This is a genomic window from Pseudomonas sp. MPB23 (assembly GCF_046605395.1).
Taxonomy (GTDB): domain Bacteria; phylum Pseudomonadota; class Gammaproteobacteria; order Pseudomonadales; family Pseudomonadaceae; genus Aquipseudomonas.
Window position 1 is genome coordinate 5,673,726 of sequence record NZ_CP176771.1, and the last position, 17,506, is coordinate 5,691,231.

The following is a 17,506-nucleotide window of genomic DNA, read 5'->3' on the forward strand; positions in this document are numbered from 1 at the left end:
GTCAGCCTCGGTGGCGAGCGAGAAAGTCCAGCAGCACCGGGAAATAGGCCTGAGGTTCTTCGTAGAACGGCATATGGCTGCTGTTGGGGAATACATGCAATTCGGCGTGGCGGGCTGCCATCTTCATGCGCAGGGCGCAGGCCGGGGTGAGTTCGTCGTGCTGGCCGGTGGTGATCAGGATCGGCATGTTGAAACCGGCCATTTCGGGGAGGCGGTTCCAGTCCTTGAGGTTGCCGATGTAGAGGAATTCGTTGGGGCCTTGCATGGTTTCATAGGGGCCCATGTTCCAGTCGCCGAGGGAGCGCTTGACCGGCTCGGGCCATTCATCCAGGCGGCACACATGGCGGTAGTTGAGCAAGGTGATGGCGGCTTGATACTGCGGGTGGTCCAGGGTACCCATGGCCTCATGGCGCTGCATCATAGCCACGGTTTCGCTGCCGAGGGCGCCGCGCAGGCGTTCGAGCTCCTGGGAAAGGTGCGGAATGTCGCCGACGGTGTTTTCCAGGATCAGGCTTTTCAGCGCGTCGGGATAATAGATGGCGTACTCAATGCCCAGCCAGCCGCCCCAGGAATGCCCGAGCAAGTGCACACGCCCCAGGTCCAGGGCTTGGCGTACGGTTTCAACTTCTTCGACATAACGGCGGATTTCCCACAGGGAAACGTCGGTGGGTCTGGCTGATGCCCCGGTGCCAAGCTGGTCGAATGCAACCACTCGCAGGTTATGGTCCTTGAGCCAGCCATGGGCGTCGCGCAAGTAGTCACAGGGCAGGCCCGGGCCGCCATTGAGGCACAACAGCACCTCATCGCCTTCGCCAAAGCTGTAGACCACGAGGTTATGGCCGTCGACTTGCACGTTGTACTGCTGGTCGGGGGCAATTTCACGCCACATGCATACATTCCTTGTGTTGTATCGGCCTGGCGGGTAGCGGCCGTTCATCGGGCCAACACTACCGAGGATGCCGCGCGTCCATAACCTAGCATTTCTTATAGGTTTGGCCTGGCAGTCCTTCGCCGGGGCGTGGCATTCTACTTGCAGGAAATCGAGATTCATATGACTTCGGGAGCAGAACGGATGCTGGCCAAGCTGACTGCCTTCAATCACCGTCTGATGCCGGGCAGGAGCCTGGACGAGCAGATGGACAACACGTTCATTCTTGCCCAACAGTTGGGCTTCGACGCACTGGTGTATGACTACGCCCCGGTGCCGATCGACCAGGATGGTGCGTTGATTACCCCCTCGGTACTGGAACTGCGCAATACCCCGCCCGACTGGCATGCACTGTGGTGCAGCAAAGGGTTCTACCAGATCGACCCGGTGCAACACCTGGCCCTGCGTACCGTATCGCCGTTCGTATGGTCCTACGAGGCCAAGGCCGACACCGCCCTGCAAACGATCATCGATCCCTGCCATGCCCCCGTGTCTTCCTACCTGCACGAACAGCAATTGACCTGCGGCGTCAGCGTGCCGATCCACCTGCCTCGTGGCGGTTTCGCTTCACTGACGGGCCTGCGCACCGGCAACGCCAACACGGTGCTGCTGGATGCACAGCAGACCTTGTCGGATTTCAGCCTGATTTCCCACGCGTTGCAGGAAGCGGCCTACCCGCTGTTCAGCAAGGAGCTACACACCTACCCCCACATTCACCTGACCAAACGCGAACGCGAGTGCCTCAAATGGGCCGCCGAAGGCCTGACCTCCGCCGAAATCGCCGCGCAATTGAGCCGGTCGCTGGCCGTGGTCACCCTGCACCTGGCTTCAGCGATGCACAAACTGAGGGCCAAGAACCGGGTGCAGGCGGTGGTGCGCGCCACCCATTACCGCCTCCTGGAAGACTGAGTCATCGATAAAAACCTAGCTGTTTTGCTAGTTACCTAAATTTCACCAGCGACTTATCGTCTCCCTGAGCCTTTTTCTCAGAGCAGGGAACGAAATGGAATTCATCGAAAAAATCCGCGAAGGGTATGCGGCGTTCGGCGCCTACCAGACCTGGTACCGCGTCACCGGTGACCTCTCCAGCGGTCGCACGCCCCTGGTGATCCTCCACGGTGGCCCCGGCTGCACCCACGACTATGTCGACGCCTTCAAGGACGTCGCCGCCAGTGGTCACGCCGTGATCCATTACGATCAACTGGGCAACGGCCGCTCCACCCACCTGCCCGACAAAGACCCGTCCTTCTGGACCGTCGGCCTGTTCCTCGACGAACTGAACAACCTGCTGGACCACCTGCAGATCAGCGATAACTACGCGATCCTCGGTCAGTCCTGGGGCGGTATGCTCGGCAGCGAACACGCGATTCTGCAACCCAAGGGCCTGCGTGCGTTTATCCCGGCCAATTCACCGACGTGCATGCGCACCTGGGTCAGCGAAGCCAACCGCCTGCGCAAATTGTTGCCCGAAGGCGTGCACGAAACCCTGCTCAAGCACGAAGCCGCCGGCACCTACCAAGACCCGGAATACCTCGCGGCCTCACGGGTTTTCTATGATCAGCACGTGTGCCGGGTCAACCCGTGGCCGGAAGAAGTGGCGCGCACCTTCGCCCAGGTCGACTCAGATCCGACGGTGTACCACGCGATGAGCGGCCCTACCGAGTTCCACGTGATCGGCAGCCTGAAGGACTGGAAATCAATCGGCCGCCTGTCGGCGATCAAGGTGCCGACCCTGGTGATCTCCGGTCGACATGACGAGGCAACGCCGCTGGTGGTCAAGCCGTTCCTGGATGAAATCGCCGATGTGCGCTGGGCGCTGTTCGAGGACTCCAGCCACATGCCTCACGTGGAAGAGCGCCAGGCGTGCATGGGCACGGTGGTGAAGTTTCTGGATGAGGTGTGCTCGATAGCCGGTTGAGTTCAACGATGGGAGGGGCTTGCCCTCTCCCACATTCAGACCTCGCTGGTTTCAGGTTTTGCGCTCTTCCTGGGGGCATCCGCCAGCAACGGAATCTCCTTACCCTCGGCGTCGAACAGCTTGCCGCCACTGAAGTAATCGCCCTCGCGCAACGCCGCCACGTCCTGAAAACACAAGCTGCGCTCGGTCCCTGCGACAAACACCGACTGTTGGTCCGAGTTACCGGCGGTGAAGTGGTTGAACGCCAGGTTCAGCAGGATCGCCATGATCGCCGAGGAGCTGATCCCCGAGTGGAAAATGGTCGCGAACCAGCTGGGGAACTGATCGTAGAAACTGGGCGCGGCGATCGGGATCATGCCAAAGCCGATGGACGTGGCGACGATGATCAGGTTCATGTTGTTGCGATAGTCCACTTTGGACAGGGTGCGAATGCCACTGGCCGCCACCGTACCGAACAGCACAATCCCCGCACCGCCCAGCACTGAGGTCGGCACCGCCGCGATCACCCGGCCCATGAACGGCAACAGGCCGAGGATCACCAGGAACACCCCACCCGTGGCCACCACAAAACGGCTCTTCACCCCCGTCACCGCCACCAGCCCGACGTTCTGGGCGAAGGCACTTTGGGTGAACGAGCCAAAGATCGGCGCGAACAGGCTCGACAGCATATCCGCACGCAGACCATTGCCCAGGCGCTTGGAGTCGACCTTGGTGTCGATAATCTCACCCACCGCCAGGATATCCGCCGAGGTCTCCACCAGGGTCACCATCACCACGATGCACATGGAAATGATCGCGGCCACATGAAAGGTCGGCATGCCGAAGTGAAACGGCGCGGGGAAGCCGAACATCGGCCCCTGGGTGACGCCGGAAAAGTCGGCCATGCCCAGCATTACCGCGATCACGGTACCGATCACCATCGCCAGCAGGATCGACAAGCGCGATATGGTGGCACTGCCGACCTTGCTCAACAGCAGCACCAGCACCAGGGTCAGCGCCGCCAGGCCGATATTGGGCACGCTGCCGAAATCCGCCGCGCGGCTGTTACCGCCCATGGCCCAGCGCGCCGCCACGGGCATCAAGGTCAAGCCGATGGTGGTGATCACGATACCGGTGACCAGCGGCGGGAAAAACTGGGTGATCCGCGAGAACACCGGGGTGATCAACAACCCGATCAACGACGCGGCCATCACCGCCCCGAGAATCGCGGGCACGCCACCCGCGCCGTCGCTGCCGACAATCGCCACCATGGTTGCCACGCCGGCAAACGACACGCCCTGCACCAGCGGCAACTGGCAGCCAAAGAACGGCAGGCCAAGGGTCTGCAACAGCGTGGCCAGGCCGCCGGCGAACAACGACGCCGCGATCAAAAGGCCGATATCCGCCGGCGACAACCCGGCCGCCTGGCCGACGATCAACGGTACCGCGACGATACCGCCATACATGGTGAGCACATGCTGCAGGCCGTAAGCCATGTTCGCGGCGACGCCGAGATTTTCATCTTCGGGCCGCTGCGGTGACGCCTTCGGGAAAGTCATGGTGAGGGGTTCTCTGTTTTTGTTGTGCGGCCACTGTATGCAATGTTAGGACCGGATGTCCATCTAGTTGTATACAATTAATCCGACAAAGCACCATGATCGGCGTTACAAAAATAATCCCTCCATTGCCATACAAGCTCACTTCAAATCAGCGGCCATTGCCGAGCGGTCTGCCTTCGGCCGCGCCAGCCAGTAACCCAATACCGCCAAGGGCGCAGTCGCCAGCATCACGAGCACGGTGATCAGCAGAGCCTGGTCGATCATCGACGACACCAACAGGCTGCTGAGAAAGCACAACCCCAGTTGCAGGGTGTTTTGCAGTGCTGCCGCCTTGCCGGAATTTTCCGCAAACTGGCCGAGCAGGCAGCAAAGATCATCACATTGCCGGTAAATACGCGCGAGGTGAGCAACTGTCCATAGCCGAATCGCGCCGGTTCAGGTTCCGCTGTCGGACGTTTCGGTGCCGTGCGCCGCCATCGCGACGTGGAGCTGACCCCCGCCGGCCGCCTGTGCGTCGGCATGGCACCGGCGCATCAGGTAATGCCGTGGATCGAACGCGGTGAGCTGGTGGCGCTGCAATTGAAGCGCCCCTTCCCGGCCAGCCCATCATGCGTAGCCTGGGCCCAGAACAAACTGTCCCCGACCATGGCGTGGTTGCTGGATTACCTGGGGGATACCCGGACACTCAACCAGGAATGGCTCAATGGTCCTGATCCAATAGCCGGGTGATGCCGCGCACGATCATCTCGACCTCCTTGGCGTCCAGGGTCAGCGGCGGCAGCAGGCGAATGATTTTGCCGCGTGTCACGTTGATCAGCAGCGCGTGTTCCTCGGCGGCGCGCTGCGCCAGGTCGCGGTAAGGGCGGGCCAGTTCGATGCCGATCATCAAGCCCTGCCCGCGAATTGCCAGTACCTGCGGGTGTTCGCTCAATTCCACGCGCAGCCGTGCCAACAAGCGTTCGCCCTGTTGCGCGGCGTTGTGCAACAAGCCTTGTCCTTCAATGATGTCCAGCACCGTGCAACCCACACGACAGGCCAGCGGGTTACCGCCAAAGGTGCTGCCGTGACTGCCGGGTGTGAACAGTTGCGCCACGGCGGCCCGGGCCAGGCAGGCGCCGATGGGTACGCCGTTGCCGAGGCCTTTGGCCAGGGTCATCACGTCCGGCAGGATGCCTTCGTGCTGGAACGCAAACCAAGTACCGGTGCGGCCGATGCCGGTCTGGATTTCGTCGAGCATCATCAGCCAGCCATGACGGGTGCAATGATCGCGCAGGGCTTGCAGGTAACCGGCCGGCGCCGGCAATACACCACTTTCGCCCTGGATCGGCTCAAGCAGGACCGCCGCGATACGCGTGCCGAACGTCTGGGTGATCGCGTCTATCGCCGCCATATCACCAAACCTGACCTTGAGAAAATCCCCTGGCAGGCGCTGGAAACCCAAGCGCACCGAGGGGCCGTCGCTCGCGGCCATGGTGCCGAGGGTGCGGCCATGAAAGGCGTTCTCCATCACCACCACCAACGGCTCTTCGATGCCCTTTTTCCAGCCATGCAAGCGCGCCAGTTTCAGCGCGGTCTCGTTGGCTTCGGCGCCGGAGTTGTTGAAGAAGGCACGGTCCAGGCCGGACAGCGACGTCAGGCGCCGAGCCAGCCGTTGCTGCCAGTCGATGCTGTACAGGTTGGACGTATGCAGCAGCAGGCCCGCCTGTTCGCTAATGGCTGCCACTAACCTGGGGTGGGAGTGCCCGACATTGGTCACTGCCACGCCCGCCACCGCATCCAGGTATTCGCGACCTTGTTGATCCCACAGGCGCGTGCCCAGGCCACGGGTAAAACTCAGGGCCAGGGGTTGATAGGTGGTCATCAGGCAAGTGGCGGTCATGAGGGGAGCTCCAGTGCATCGTTGTGATGGCTGCAGTATCGTTAGCCACCTCTGCTGGATAAACTGCGCATTCCTGCAATGACTTTAAATCAGGGATTGATAATGGATCTGTTCCAGGCAATGTCGGTGTACGTGAAGGTTGTGGAAACCGGCAGCATGACTGCCGCCGCCCAGGCCTGCGGGCTGTCGACCACCATGGTCGGCAACCACCTGCGCGCCCTGGAGCAGCGGCTGGGCGTCAGCTTGCTCAAGCGCACCACCCGTAAACAAAGCCTCACGGAATTCGGCGGGCAGTATTACCAACGGTGCCTGGAAGTGCTCGGCCTGGTGGCCGACTCCGAGCAATTGGCCGAACAGGCCCGCAGCGATATTCCCAAAGGCACCTTGCGCATCACCGCCCCACCCGCGTTCGGCACCGAACGCCTGGCGCCGGCGCTGAGCGAATTTTCCCAGCGCTACCCACAAATCAAGCTGTACGTGGTGCTCAGCAACCAGCGCATGGACCTGATCGACAGCGGCTTCGACGTGGCTATCCGCCTGGGCGAACTGGAACCCTCAAGCCTGATCGCACGCCCCCTGCTGGACTACACCATTACCCTCTGCGCCTCGCCGGATTACCTGGCGCGACGCGGCACGCCGTCGAAGCCCGAAGACCTGCAGCAACATGACTGCCTGGCGTTCGCCTACCCCTCCACCGATGACTGGCGCGATGCCGACAAGCTATGGCGCATGAGCGGCGCCGAGGGTGAAGTGGAAATCCCGGTGTCCGGCTCGCTGACCGTCAACAGCTCCCAAGCCTTGCGCCAGGCGGCGGTGCAAGGCATGGGCATCGTCATGCTGCCCGATGCCCTGGTGCAGCCGGATGTGCAGAGCGGCAAGCTGGTGGCCTTGCTGACCACCTATCAACTGCCCAGCCGCCCCATGCACGTGCTCTACGCCCAGGACCGCTATCGCCTGCCGAAGCTGCGAGCGTTCGTCGATTTCGTCATGGAAAAGTGGGCGCGCTAGAAACCCACGCCCAACGCTCGCAATTGCGCAGCGGTACGCTCGGCCGACACATGGTGAATGCCTTGCCAGCCAAGGGCGATGGCCGCCTCGATATTGCCGGCGACATCATCGATGAACACCACTTCCCGAGCCTGGATATCCGGCAGGTGCCCACGCACCTGGTCGAGACTGGCGTGATAGATCGCCGCGTCAGGCTTGATCAGCTTCAATTCGCCGGACACCACGATGTCACGAAAAATCTGGAGGAAGGGGTAATTGGCACGCGCATAAGGAAAGGTTTCGGCCGACCAGTTGGTGAGTCCGAACAGCGGCATATTGGCCTGGTGCAGTGCCTTGAGAATAGCCACGCCTTCGGGCAACGGGCCAAGCAGCATTTCATGCCAGCGGTCGTAGTAAGCCTGGATCAAGGCTTGGTGGTGAGGGTATTCGTCGATCAGGCTGCGCGTGGCATCAGCCAGGCTGCGGCCGGCATCCTGCTCGGTGTTCCAGGCCTGGGTGCAGATCGTGTCGAGGAACCATTGCCGTTCGTGATCGTCGGCAATCAGCTTGCGGTACAGGTGATGCGGGTTCCAGTCGAACAGGACACCGCCGAAATCAAAAACCACTGCACGAATCGTCATCAGATCCTCCGTTAGCCTGAATGTGATAGCCGAGGGAGTCTGGCAGATTTGCCCAGTGGGAGGTACGCGCCGGAGCGTAAGACGGATCTGAAAAGCACACAAAAAAAAGTGGGAGGGGGCTTGCTCCCGATAGCGGAATGTCAGTACCGAATGGACTGGCTGACCCACCACTATCGGGAGCAAGCCCCCTCCCACATGTTTTCAACCGCGTTTAAGCCTGGATCAGGCCCTTGATCTTCACGGTCGGATTTACATCAGCCTCGTAGTCCACGCCGTCGATCTCGAAGCCGAACAAGCGCAGGAACTCAGCCTTGTAACCGGCAAAGTCGCTGATCTCGTTGACGTTCTCGTCGGTGACCTGGTTCCACAGCGCTGCCACGGCGTCCTGGACCTTCGGCTCCAGTTCGGCCAGGTCGGCGCGCAGGCGGCCGTCGGCGTCGAGTTTCGGCTGGCTGCCGTACAGGCTGTCCTTGAACAGGCCGTAGACCTGCTCGATGCAGCCTTCGTGGGTGCCTTGCTCTTTCATCACCTTGAACAGCAGCGACAGGTACAGCGGCATGATCGGGATCGCCGAACTGGCCTGGGTGACCACGGCCTTGAGCACCGACACACGGGCGTCGCCCTTCAGTGCGGCGAGGTTGTCGCGCAGGGTCAGGACTTTCTTGTCCAGGTCCTTCTTGGCTTCGCCGATGGAGCCGTTCCAGTAGATGTCCTGGGTCAACTTCTCGCCGAGGTAGGTGAACGCGGTGGTCTTGGCGCCTTCGGCCAGTACGTCGGCGTCACGCAGCGCGTCGATCCACAGCTGCCAGTCTTCGCCGCCCATGACTTTCACGGTGCCGTCGATTTCTTCCTGGGTGGCCGGCTCAAGGGTGGTGTCGACGACGACGCCCTTGTCGGTGTTGATCCCGCGCAGGGTCACGGCCTTGCCGATCGGCTTGAGGGTGGAGTTGTGCACCACGCCTTGCGGGTCGGTGCGGCGCGGCGCGGCCAGGCTGTAGACGACCAGGTCGATCTTGCCCAGGTCTTTTTTGATGGTCTCGATGGTCAGGCGCTTGATGTCGTCGGAGAACGCATCACCATTGATGCTCTTGGCGTACAGGCCTTTTTCGACGGCAAACTTCTCGAACGCGGCGCTGTTGTACCAGCCGGCGGAGCTGAGCTTGCCTTCTTCGCCTTCTTTCTCAAAAAACACGCCCAGGGTGTCGGCGCCGCAACCGAACGCGGCACTGATGCGCGCCGCCAGGCCGTAACCGGTGGAAGCGCCGAGGACCAGCACCTTCTTCGGGCCGCCTTCGATGGCGCCGTGCTCGGTGACGTAGTCGATCTGTTGCTTGACGTTCGCTTCACAGCCAACAGGGTGAGCGGTCACACAGATAAAGCCACGAACCCGCGGTTTGATGATCATAAAATTTCTGCCTCTTCCAAGGTGCCGAAGGCCAGTGGTGGCCATTCAACTTCAATCGTACCGGTCTATGACGTCCGAAAAACCGAAGCGTCACGATAGACGCAAATCTTCTGTTTACAAAATCCGATCCACAAAACGCGGATCAAGGCTGGCAAGGGTTAAAAACCCTGGAGAGCCTTCACAATGTTGCAATATTTAAAACGCCTTTCCAGGGGCGAACGCCTTATGATGACGCAGGTATTTCAAAATATTTCTAAAACCCACCACTCGCAGCCAAGCATCTGGACCTGTCGAATGGCGTCCTGCCGGAGCTGAGCGTCATGAACAAGCCTGCTTTTCGTAAAAAGGCGATATCAGTCGCCTGGGCTCTCGGGGTACTGCTGATCATTGATGTCTTCCCCGAAACCACACTGGTGTTTCTCAGCCTGGTGCTGGTCTGTGGTATTTACGATTTTCTGCGCAACGGCTTGTATGACACGCCCAGCATCAAGAAATACTTTGTCGGCAGCGGTCGCAACACCTGGCTGCTCGCGCCGTTCAACACGCTGTTCGACCTGCTGAGCTCCCGCAACCGTCATATTTATACGATGCGCGACCTGCCGCCCACCTGGCAGGAAGACCTGCAACAGGTGATCAACGACGCCATGGCCCACAAGGATGAAATCATCGGTTACCTGGACACGCGCATGGCCGAGAAGAAGCGCGGCATGTTGTTTTTCCAATGGTACGGGCGGCCGATCGAAACCACGCTGAATATTCCCGAACTGCGCAAAAAGCTGCCATTCGTGAAAACCATCGGCGTGTCGGTGTTCAATGAAAACCGCTCGACCTCTTTTCACTTCGGCCCCCTGCGCATGATGTTTCGCGTGCTCTACAACATGGCCCCAGCGCCTCAGCACGACGGCGTCTACATTCAGGTGGGCAAGCACAAGCATTACTGGCACGACGACCCGCTGTTTATCTTCGATGACACGCTGATGCATGCGTCCTTCAACAAGAACGATGCGAAGCGCTACTGCCTGTTTATCGATATCGTGCGCCCGACCCCGCTGCCTTCGGTGCTCAACGCCGTGATTGCCGGGTTTGCCGGGATGGTCTTTACACTGCGTCGGGTTTTCTACAAAAACTGGAAGCTGATTCAGTAAGTTCTGCGGCATGATGGTGCTGGACGGTGTTTGCACTCGGCCTTATGCCTTTGGTAAATAACCGTCTTGCGCGACCGAATTCGGCACCCATCATTCTCAAGCCATCGCCCTCCTGCGGGTGCGGTGGCTGCGCTTTCAAGGACTCAGAATGCCCCAACGTCAAGTCATCAACGCCTCCGTCAGCCCCAAGGGCAGCCTCGAAACCCTGTCACAACGTGAAGTCCAGCAACTGAGCGAAGCCGGTTCCGGCAGCATCTACACCCTGTTCCGCCAGTGCGCCCTGGCGATCCTCAACACCGGCGCGCATATCGACAACGCCAAGACCATCCTCGACGCCTACAAAGACTTTGAAGTGCGCATCCACCAGCAGGATCGCGGCGTGCGCCTGGAACTGCTGAACGCGCCGGCCGATGCGTTCGTTGATGGCGAGATGATCGCCAGTACCCGTGAGATGCTGTTCAGCGCCCTGCGCGATATCGTCTACACCGAGAACGAACTGGACAGCCAGCGCATCGACCTGAGCAACTCCCAGGGCATCACCGACTACGTGTTCCACCTGCTGCGCAACGCCCGTACCCTGCGCCCCGGTGTCGAGCCGAAAATCGTCGTGTGCTGGGGCGGGCACTCGATCAATACCGAAGAATACAAATACACCAAGAAAGTCGGCCACGAACTCGGCCTGCGCAGCCTCGACGTGTGCACCGGTTGCGGCCCTGGCGTGATGAAAGGTCCGATGAAGGGCGCGACCATTTCCCACGCCAAGCAACGAATTACCGGCGGCCGCTACCTGGGCCTGACCGAGCCGGGCATCATCGCCGCCGAAGCGCCGAACCCGATCGTCAATGAGTTGGTGATCCTGCCGGATATCGAGAAGCGCCTGGAAGCCTTCGTGCGCGTGGGCCACGGCATCATCATCTTCCCTGGCGGCGCCGGCACAGCCGAAGAGTTCCTGTACCTGCTGGGCATCCTGATGCACCCGGACAATCGCGGCCTACCCTTCCCGGTCATCCTCACCGGGCCGAAACACGCCGCGCCGTACCTGCAACAACTGCATGCCTTCGTCGGCGCAACCCTGGGCGAAGCGGCGCAGGCGCACTACCAGATCATCATCGACGACCCGGCCGAAGTGGCGCGCCAGATGACCACCGGCCTCAAGGCGGTGAAGCAGTTCCGTCGCGAGCGCAACGATGCGTTCCACTTCAACTGGCTGCTCAAGATCGACGAAGGCTTCCAGCGCCCATTCGATCCGACTCACGAAAACATGGCCAGCCTGCAACTGAGCCATGCACTGCCACCTCACGAACTGGCGGCCAATCTGCGTCGCGCGTTCTCCGGCATCGTGGCGGGCAACGTCAAGGACAAGGGCATCCGCCTGATCGAAGAGCACGGTCCGTACGAAATCCACGGCGACGCGACCATCATGAAACCGCTGGACGAACTGCTGCAGGCCTTTGTCGCCCAGCACCGCATGAAGTTGCCAGGGGGCGCGGCATACGTGCCGTGCTACCGCGTAGTGCAATGATCGAACGCTGCTGCGTCCCATGACTGGGCGCCGCCACCGGTGGCGGCCAGTCATATGTTGTAGCGCTTTACGGTCGCTTTCAGCCGTGTGGGCGTGCGGAATCGGGCTATCGTTTTATCTATTCCGACCACCCCACACGATGAGCAACCTATGGACCAACGGATCTTGTCCGCCATAATTCCTTACCCTAAGGTAAGGAGCTCCACGATGGAGATCTTCACTATGGCCACCGCCACCCTCACCTCAAAAGGACAAATCACCATTCCCATCCAAGTCAGGACCGCCCTGGGCCTGGAAACCGGAGATCGGGTGGAATTCGTCGAAATGGAAGACGGCCAGTTTTCCATGATTGCCGCGAGCAAAACCGTTCACGACCTCAAGGGGTTGATCCGCAAGCCTGCCACGCCCGTTTCCATCGAGGACATGAACCGCGCCATTGCGGCCCAAGGAGCGAAAGCCGGGTGATCGGACTGGATACGAATGTGCTGGTGCGCTATGTCACCCAGGATGATCCGGTTCAGCCCCCCAAAGCCAACGAACTGATCGAATCGCTCACCACGTTTTCGCCTGGATTTGTCAGCTTGGTGTCCGTCGTCGAGCTGGTGTGGGTTTTACAAAGTTGCTACCAGTCAGCCAAGCGCGACGTGGTGACAGTCCTGGAAACACTGCTGCGCACCCGTGAATTGACCATCGAGCATGCCGATATCATCTGGCAGGCACTGCGACGGTTCTCAGCGAACAACGCCGATTTTGCCGACTGCCTGATAGAGCGCTGCGCCCACGCAGTGGGGTGCGAGTACACCGCCACCTTCGACCTCGACGCGGTCAAGACAACGGGCATGCAGCGGTTGGCCTGAACCGTCACCAGCGCTGATCCTGATCCAGGCCGAAGAGAACGGTGAGATCAAGGCCGTGGGCTATCGGGAACTGGGCAGCAACCAATTAGGCGCGGCGCTGCTGCGGGAGGTTCGGCTCCTGGGTACGAAGAAGCCGACCTAGCCAGGATTCAGCGAACCCAACCCCCACCCTGCCAGTGGTAACCGTCATTGCGCTGCACCCAATGCGGATGCATGTAGCGATAGCCCTCACGCACCGCTTCCCAATGACCGTGTACAGCGACGTAACGCCCGCCGTCCCAACGCCAGTAACCCCGTGACCACACATAGCCGTAGCGCGGCGCAGGCTCGACTTCGATCACCTGAACCGGCGGCGGTTGTGGCGCGATCACTTCGACATACTCTCGTTGCACCGGCCTGCGCTCATGCACGACACGCTCCTGCACACACCCGGATGCCGCGACGACCATCGCCGCCAATGCTGCATAACGTAACCACATACAACCCCCTCGGGCGCTGACGCCCAACAACCTGCCCGTAAAAAAGTGCCCCCTTGTTGCAGCCGCGCTCCTGCAGGGCCTGGGTACTTTTTAACAGGTGGCGTCTGTCAGGTTGCTGAACTCACACGCAGGGCCGAAACGCTCCTGCACCGCCTCGACAAAACGCCGCAACTTGGCAGTACGTTGCCGGTTGGCGGTGTAGACCAAATGCATGGGCCGGCTCGGCGCATCAAAGTCCGGGAGCACCCGCACCAACTCACCCCGGTCCAGGGCCGGACGTAGAAAATCTTCCGGGCCGAGCACAATGCCAAACCCATCCAGTGCAGCCGACATCAAGGCCCTGCTTTCGTTGATCTGCAAACGGCTGGCAACCTGCACCTTGTGCGATACCGTCCCCTGGTAGAACACCCATTCGCGATCGGCTGGACGTGACCAGAAGACATAGCCCAAGCATTCATGGTGTTGAAGGTCCGCCGGTCGCAGCGGTATACCCCGTGCCGCCAAGTAGACAGGCGCCGCGCAGACCACCAGACGATAGGGCGCCAGGGGTCTGGCGGTTAATCCAGTGGTCGCCAGGGGACCAATCCGAAAAGCGGCTTCGTAGCCTTCTTCCACCAGATCGACGAAACGATCGGTGAGGTGCAGGTCAATGTTCACATCGGGGTTGTCGCGCAGAAACGCAGTCACCAGGGGCATCAGGCTGCAGGAGCCGAAGGTCACCGGCGCGGTGATTTTCAGCTTGCCACGCGGGGTGTCATTCATGATCTGCGCCAGAGAATCGGCGGCCTCGGCTTCTGTCAGGATATGTTTGCAACGCTCGTAGTACGCACTACCCAGCTCAGTGAGGCTTTGCCGGCGCGTAGTGCGATTGAGCAAGCGCGCCCCCAGGCGCTGTTCCAGCGCGGCAACATGTTTGGCCACCATCTGCGCCGACATGTTCAAACGCTCGGCGGCGCGGGCGTATGAGCCCAACTCGGCAGCGATCACAAAGGCATTCATGCTGGAAAGACGATCCATCATTCCCCACTCTCAGTAATAACATCAACGACAGAGCGCTTATTTATCGCCTGTTGGTTGCCAATCATCATAACCCCCTCCCCCTTCTCTCTGGAGCAAAGACATGAAGATTGGCGTTATTGGAGCAGGTTTCATCGGGCGCTCCGTGGCACAACTGGCACTGGCGGCCGGCCATGAGGTGATGTTGAGCAACTCCCGCGGCCCACAGACCATGAGCAGCGTGCTCAGCGGCATTTGGGGCGTTCATGTGGGCAGCGCAGAAGACGCGGCACAATTTGGCGATGTGGTGCTCGTGGCTATTCCCCTGGCGCATTATCGCAGCGTGCCCGTACAGGGGCTGGAAGGCAAAACGGTCATGGACGCGAACAATTACTACCCGGAGCGTGATGGGCATATCCCCGAGTTGGACCGCTTTGAAACCACCACCAGCCGGCTGCTCGCCGATCACTTGCCCCGGTCCCACGTGGTGAAGGTGTTCAATGCGATCTTTGCGCCGGACTTGACGCAGGACGCCCGCCCCCACGGCGCACCCGAGCGCCGCGCATTGCCGGTGGCCGCCGATGACGTAGCGGCGAAAGCCCAAGTGATCCAGTTGCTCGACGAGCTGGGGTTCGACACCGTGGATGCCGGCGGACTGGATGAAAGCTGGCGCTTCGAACGGGCCAAACCGGCGTATTGCGTTGCGCTGGACCAGGCAGGCTTGAAAGCAGCGCTGGCGGCGGCCCAACGGACCGTCGAAGTGCCTCCGGTCGATCGTTCCCGCTCCCGGCCATAGACACGCACCTGCAAAAAAGCCCGCTGACCGTTACCGGTTCAGCGGGCTTTTGCACATCGGCTCAGCCCTGTTACCAAGACCTCACCAACGACTTACAACGCCAGGTCCGACGCCGGCTTGCTCGGCTCGGCCGCAGGCTTGGCAGCCTCGGTGGCTTTTGGCGCAGCCATCTGCGGAATCGCAGGCGGTGGAGTCAGTTGCAGGATGTTGGCGGTGTAGGCCCATTCCTTGGCAACGGCCTCAGGACTGTCGTTCAGCTTGGTGCCGTAGCTTGGCACGATCTGGTGCAGTTTTTCCTGCCAGGCCGGGGTGGCGACCTTGTCCTTGAACACTTTCTGCAGCACGGTCAGCATGATCGGAGCCGCGGTGGACGCGCCTGGCGATGCACCCAACAGACCTGCAATGGTGTTGTCGGCAGAGCTGACCACTTCGGTTCCGAGTTTCAGCACGCCGCCCTGCTCCTCGTCACGCTTGATGATCTGCACGCGCTGACCGGCTTGCCACAGGCGCCAGTCTTCTTTCTTGGCGTTCGGGAAGTATTCTTGCAGCGCCTTGAAACGGTCGTCGTCCGACAGCATCAGTTGGCCGGCAAGGTACTCGACCAGAGGGTATTCACGAATACCGACTTTGGTCATTGGCCAGATGTTGTGGGTGGTGGTGCTGGTCAGCAGGTCCAGGTACGAGCCTTCCTTCAGGAACTTGGTGGAGAAGGTCGCGAACGGGCCAAACAGAATCACGCGCTTGCCATCCAGCACACGGGTGTCCAGGTGCGGAACCGACATCGGTGGCGCGCCCACCGAGGCTTTACCGTAGGCCTTGGCCAAGTGCTGCTCGGCAACAGCCGGGTTATCGGTCACCAGGAACGAGCCGCCAACAGGGAAGCCCGCATATTCCTTGGCTTCAGGAATGCCCGACTTCTGCAGCAGGTGCAGGGCACCGCCGCCAGCGCCGATGAACACGAACTTGGCGTCGGTTTCAGTCTTGGTGCCGTCTTTCAGGTTTTTGTAGCTGACACGCCACGAACCGTCGGTGTTCTTGGTGATGTCCTGCACTTCGCTCGACAGTTTCAGGTCGAACTTGGGCGTGGTTTGCAGGTGCGCGACGAACTGGCGGGTGATCTCGCCGAAGTTCATGTCGGTACCCAGCGGGCTCCAGGTCGCCGCGATTTTCTGGCTCGGGTCACGCCCTTGCATCATCAGCGGAACCCATTTGGCGATCTGCGCCGGGTCTTCGGAGTACTGCATGCCGGCGAACAGCGGGCTGGCTTGCAGGGCTTCGTAGCGTTTCTTGAGGAACTTGATGTTGTCATCGCCCCACACGAAGCTCATGTGCGGCGTGGAGTTGATGAACGAACGCGGGTTCTTCAGCACGCCCTGCCGGACCTGCCAGGACCAGAACTGACGGGAGATCTGGAACGCTTCGTTGATCTCGACCGCTTTGGGGATCTCAACGTTGCCGTTCTTGTCTTCCGGGGTGTAGTTCAACTCAGCCAGGGCCGAGTGACCGGTACCGGCGTTATTCCAGCCGTTGGAGCTTTCTTCGGCGACGCCGTCGAGGCGCTCGACCATTTCCATCGACCAGTCCGGTTCCAGCTCATTGAGCCATACACCCAGGGTCGCGCTCATGATGCCGCCGCCGATCAACAGCACATCGACTTTCTTTGCCTCCTGCGCATGAGCGGACGCGATCCCCATCGACAACGCCAGCCCCAACAGGGCAGTGTTCACTTTTTTAAACATCAGTAGCACCTATGATAAACGCCATCCGCCCCACCGCCCCTGACTCACTTCAGGGCCGCAGGGTGGGCACACAAGGCCGACGTATCGACCTCACTTTTATGTCCCTTCTGCGCTGACTTCTTATCATTATTGGCTTCAGCTACCCGGGAAATAGCCAAGAACCGCTACGTATACGGGTTTACGTACCGGAGAAAGGCTAGACCAGGATGGCGCGCAGAATATCACGCCAAACAGCCGATATGCGCTGTTTGGCCAATTGACATCACTCGCATATTGGTTTTAGCGAGACTGATCGGGATGAGTGTCAAGCCTGACAGGCGCGACGAGGGGTCACAGGGTCGTCAGCGACAGCGCTGGGTGTTTACCTGATCGCACGGCGGATGCAGGCGGGGATTGAACAGCAACGGGCAGGGAAACGTAAGCCGCGGCGGCACGTACGCCGTGAACGATTGCCACGCAAGCGTGTTCATATGTGTGAAAGAATGGCGCGGCGCCCTGCAAAACAAAGGGGAGCGGTTCGCATTTAAAACAACAGTAAATAATACATGCCGTATTGTGGCGTTTTCTCTACAATTCGAAAACGCAAAAAAAGGAACTTGTCGTGAGCATTTCAACGAACCCGAAAACCCGCCCCACTGATGATGAAATAGATTTGATTCCGCTTCTCCAGACTTTA

Annotated in this window: 16 protein-coding genes and 2 pseudogenes; 9 read left to right on the forward strand and 9 right to left on the reverse strand. The window is 60.4% G+C overall.

Annotated elements, in window-relative coordinates; translation table 11 throughout:
* Window position 1: 1 nt before the first annotated feature.
* Window positions 2-889 carry a proline iminopeptidase-family hydrolase gene (locus tag ACLH0J_RS25690; protein WP_411389606.1) on the reverse strand — a complete coding sequence of 296 codons (888 nt, stop codon included), beginning with the start codon at window positions 887-889 and terminating at the stop codon, window positions 2-4.
* Window positions 890-1,072: 183 nt separating this feature from the next.
* On the opposite strand from ACLH0J_RS25690, the gene ACLH0J_RS25695 reads away from it, so the two are divergent.
* Window positions 1,073-1,837, forward strand: coding sequence for a LuxR family transcriptional regulator (locus ACLH0J_RS25695; RefSeq protein ID WP_411392890.1), 765 nt, complete (start codon window positions 1,073-1,075; stop codon window positions 1,835-1,837).
* Between the two features lie 94 nt (window positions 1,838-1,931).
* Entirely contained in the window at window positions 1,932-2,846 is a 915-nt protein-coding gene (locus ACLH0J_RS25700; protein ID WP_411389607.1) for a proline iminopeptidase-family hydrolase, read from the forward strand.
* Window positions 2,847-2,881: 35 nt separating this feature from the next.
* On the opposite strand, the gene ACLH0J_RS25705 is transcribed toward ACLH0J_RS25700, so the two are convergent.
* Complete coding sequence (locus tag ACLH0J_RS25705; RefSeq protein WP_411389608.1) at window positions 2,882-4,384, reverse strand: nucleobase:cation symporter-2 family protein; 1,503 nt, start codon at window positions 4,382-4,384, stop codon at window positions 2,882-2,884.
* A gap of 138 nt (window positions 4,385-4,522) precedes the next feature.
* Window positions 4,523-4,854 (reverse strand): annotated as a pseudogene (locus tag ACLH0J_RS25710) (hypothetical protein); the annotation flags it as partial.
* A 37-nt stretch (window positions 4,855-4,891) separates the two neighbouring features.
* Here ACLH0J_RS25710 and ACLH0J_RS25715 point away from each other — a divergent pair.
* Window positions 4,892-5,113: pseudogene (locus ACLH0J_RS25715) on the forward strand (LysR substrate-binding domain-containing protein); the annotation flags it as partial.
* On the opposite strand, the gene ACLH0J_RS25720 reads toward ACLH0J_RS25715, so the two are convergent.
* On the reverse strand, window positions 5,085-6,263 hold the full coding sequence (locus ACLH0J_RS25720; protein WP_411389609.1) for an aspartate aminotransferase family protein: 1,179 nt from the start codon (window positions 6,261-6,263) through the stop codon (window positions 5,085-5,087). The pseudogene ACLH0J_RS25715 and the gene ACLH0J_RS25720 overlap by 29 nt on opposite strands.
* 102 nt (window positions 6,264-6,365) lie before the next feature.
* On the opposite strand from ACLH0J_RS25720, the gene ACLH0J_RS25725 reads away from it, so the two are divergent.
* On the forward strand, window positions 6,366-7,271 hold the full coding sequence (locus ACLH0J_RS25725; protein WP_411389610.1) for a LysR family transcriptional regulator: 906 nt from the start codon (window positions 6,366-6,368) through the stop codon (window positions 7,269-7,271).
* Here the strand turns inward: ACLH0J_RS25725 and ACLH0J_RS25730 are convergent.
* On the reverse strand, window positions 7,268-7,891 hold the full coding sequence (locus tag ACLH0J_RS25730; protein ID WP_411389611.1) for an HAD family hydrolase: 624 nt from the start codon (window positions 7,889-7,891) through the stop codon (window positions 7,268-7,270). The two genes, ACLH0J_RS25725 and ACLH0J_RS25730, sit on opposite strands and share 4 nt — an antisense overlap.
* Before the next feature lie 211 nt (window positions 7,892-8,102).
* Window positions 8,103-9,296, reverse strand: a complete 1,194-nt coding sequence (gene fabV / locus ACLH0J_RS25735; protein WP_078834549.1) for an enoyl-ACP reductase FabV — start codon at window positions 9,294-9,296, stop codon at window positions 8,103-8,105.
* Window positions 9,297-9,616: 320 nt separating this feature from the next.
* Here fabV and ACLH0J_RS25740 point away from each other — a divergent pair, with 320 nt between their 5' ends.
* From ACLH0J_RS25740 to ACLH0J_RS25755, 4 genes are all read left to right on the forward strand, one after another.
* A complete protein-coding gene (locus ACLH0J_RS25740; RefSeq protein ID WP_411389612.1) occupies window positions 9,617-10,441 on the forward strand; it encodes an aspartyl/asparaginyl beta-hydroxylase domain-containing protein in 825 nt (274 codons plus the stop codon).
* A 148-nt stretch (window positions 10,442-10,589) separates the two neighbouring features.
* Window positions 10,590-11,963, forward strand: a complete 1,374-nt coding sequence (ppnN, locus tag ACLH0J_RS25745) for a nucleotide 5'-monophosphate nucleosidase PpnN (RefSeq protein WP_411389613.1) — start codon at window positions 10,590-10,592, stop codon at window positions 11,961-11,963.
* A 207-nt stretch (window positions 11,964-12,170) separates the two neighbouring features.
* On the forward strand, window positions 12,171-12,428 hold the full coding sequence (locus ACLH0J_RS25750) for an AbrB/MazE/SpoVT family DNA-binding domain-containing protein (RefSeq protein ID WP_411389614.1): 258 nt from the start codon (window positions 12,171-12,173) through the stop codon (window positions 12,426-12,428).
* Window positions 12,425-12,820 (forward strand): PIN domain-containing protein, encoded by a 396-nt coding sequence (locus tag ACLH0J_RS25755; RefSeq protein ID WP_411389615.1) that lies wholly within the window; start codon window positions 12,425-12,427, stop codon window positions 12,818-12,820. The genes ACLH0J_RS25750 and ACLH0J_RS25755 overlap by 4 nt, the downstream gene beginning before the upstream one ends.
* A gap of 149 nt (window positions 12,821-12,969) precedes the next feature.
* Here the strand turns inward: ACLH0J_RS25755 and ACLH0J_RS25760 are convergent, their stop codons facing one another.
* Together ACLH0J_RS25760 and ACLH0J_RS25765 are read right to left on the reverse strand one after the other, a co-directional pair.
* Complete coding sequence (locus ACLH0J_RS25760) at window positions 12,970-13,299, reverse strand: hypothetical protein (RefSeq protein WP_411389616.1); 330 nt, start codon at window positions 13,297-13,299, stop codon at window positions 12,970-12,972.
* Window positions 13,300-13,389: 90 nt separating this feature from the next.
* Window positions 13,390-14,319, reverse strand: coding sequence for a LysR family transcriptional regulator (locus ACLH0J_RS25765; protein WP_411389617.1), 930 nt, complete (start codon window positions 14,317-14,319; stop codon window positions 13,390-13,392).
* Between the two features lie 100 nt (window positions 14,320-14,419).
* Here ACLH0J_RS25765 and ACLH0J_RS25770 point away from each other — a divergent pair, with 100 nt between their 5' ends.
* A complete protein-coding gene (locus tag ACLH0J_RS25770; protein WP_411389618.1) occupies window positions 14,420-15,091 on the forward strand; it encodes an NADPH-dependent F420 reductase in 672 nt (223 codons plus the stop codon).
* Between the two features lie 92 nt (window positions 15,092-15,183).
* Here the strand turns inward: ACLH0J_RS25770 and mqo are convergent, their stop codons facing one another.
* Window positions 15,184-16,830: a malate dehydrogenase (quinone) gene (gene mqo / locus ACLH0J_RS25775; protein ID WP_411389619.1), complete on the reverse strand. Its 1,647-nt coding sequence runs from the start codon at window positions 16,828-16,830 to the stop codon at window positions 15,184-15,186.
* Between the last annotated feature and the right edge of the window lie 676 nt (window positions 16,831-17,506).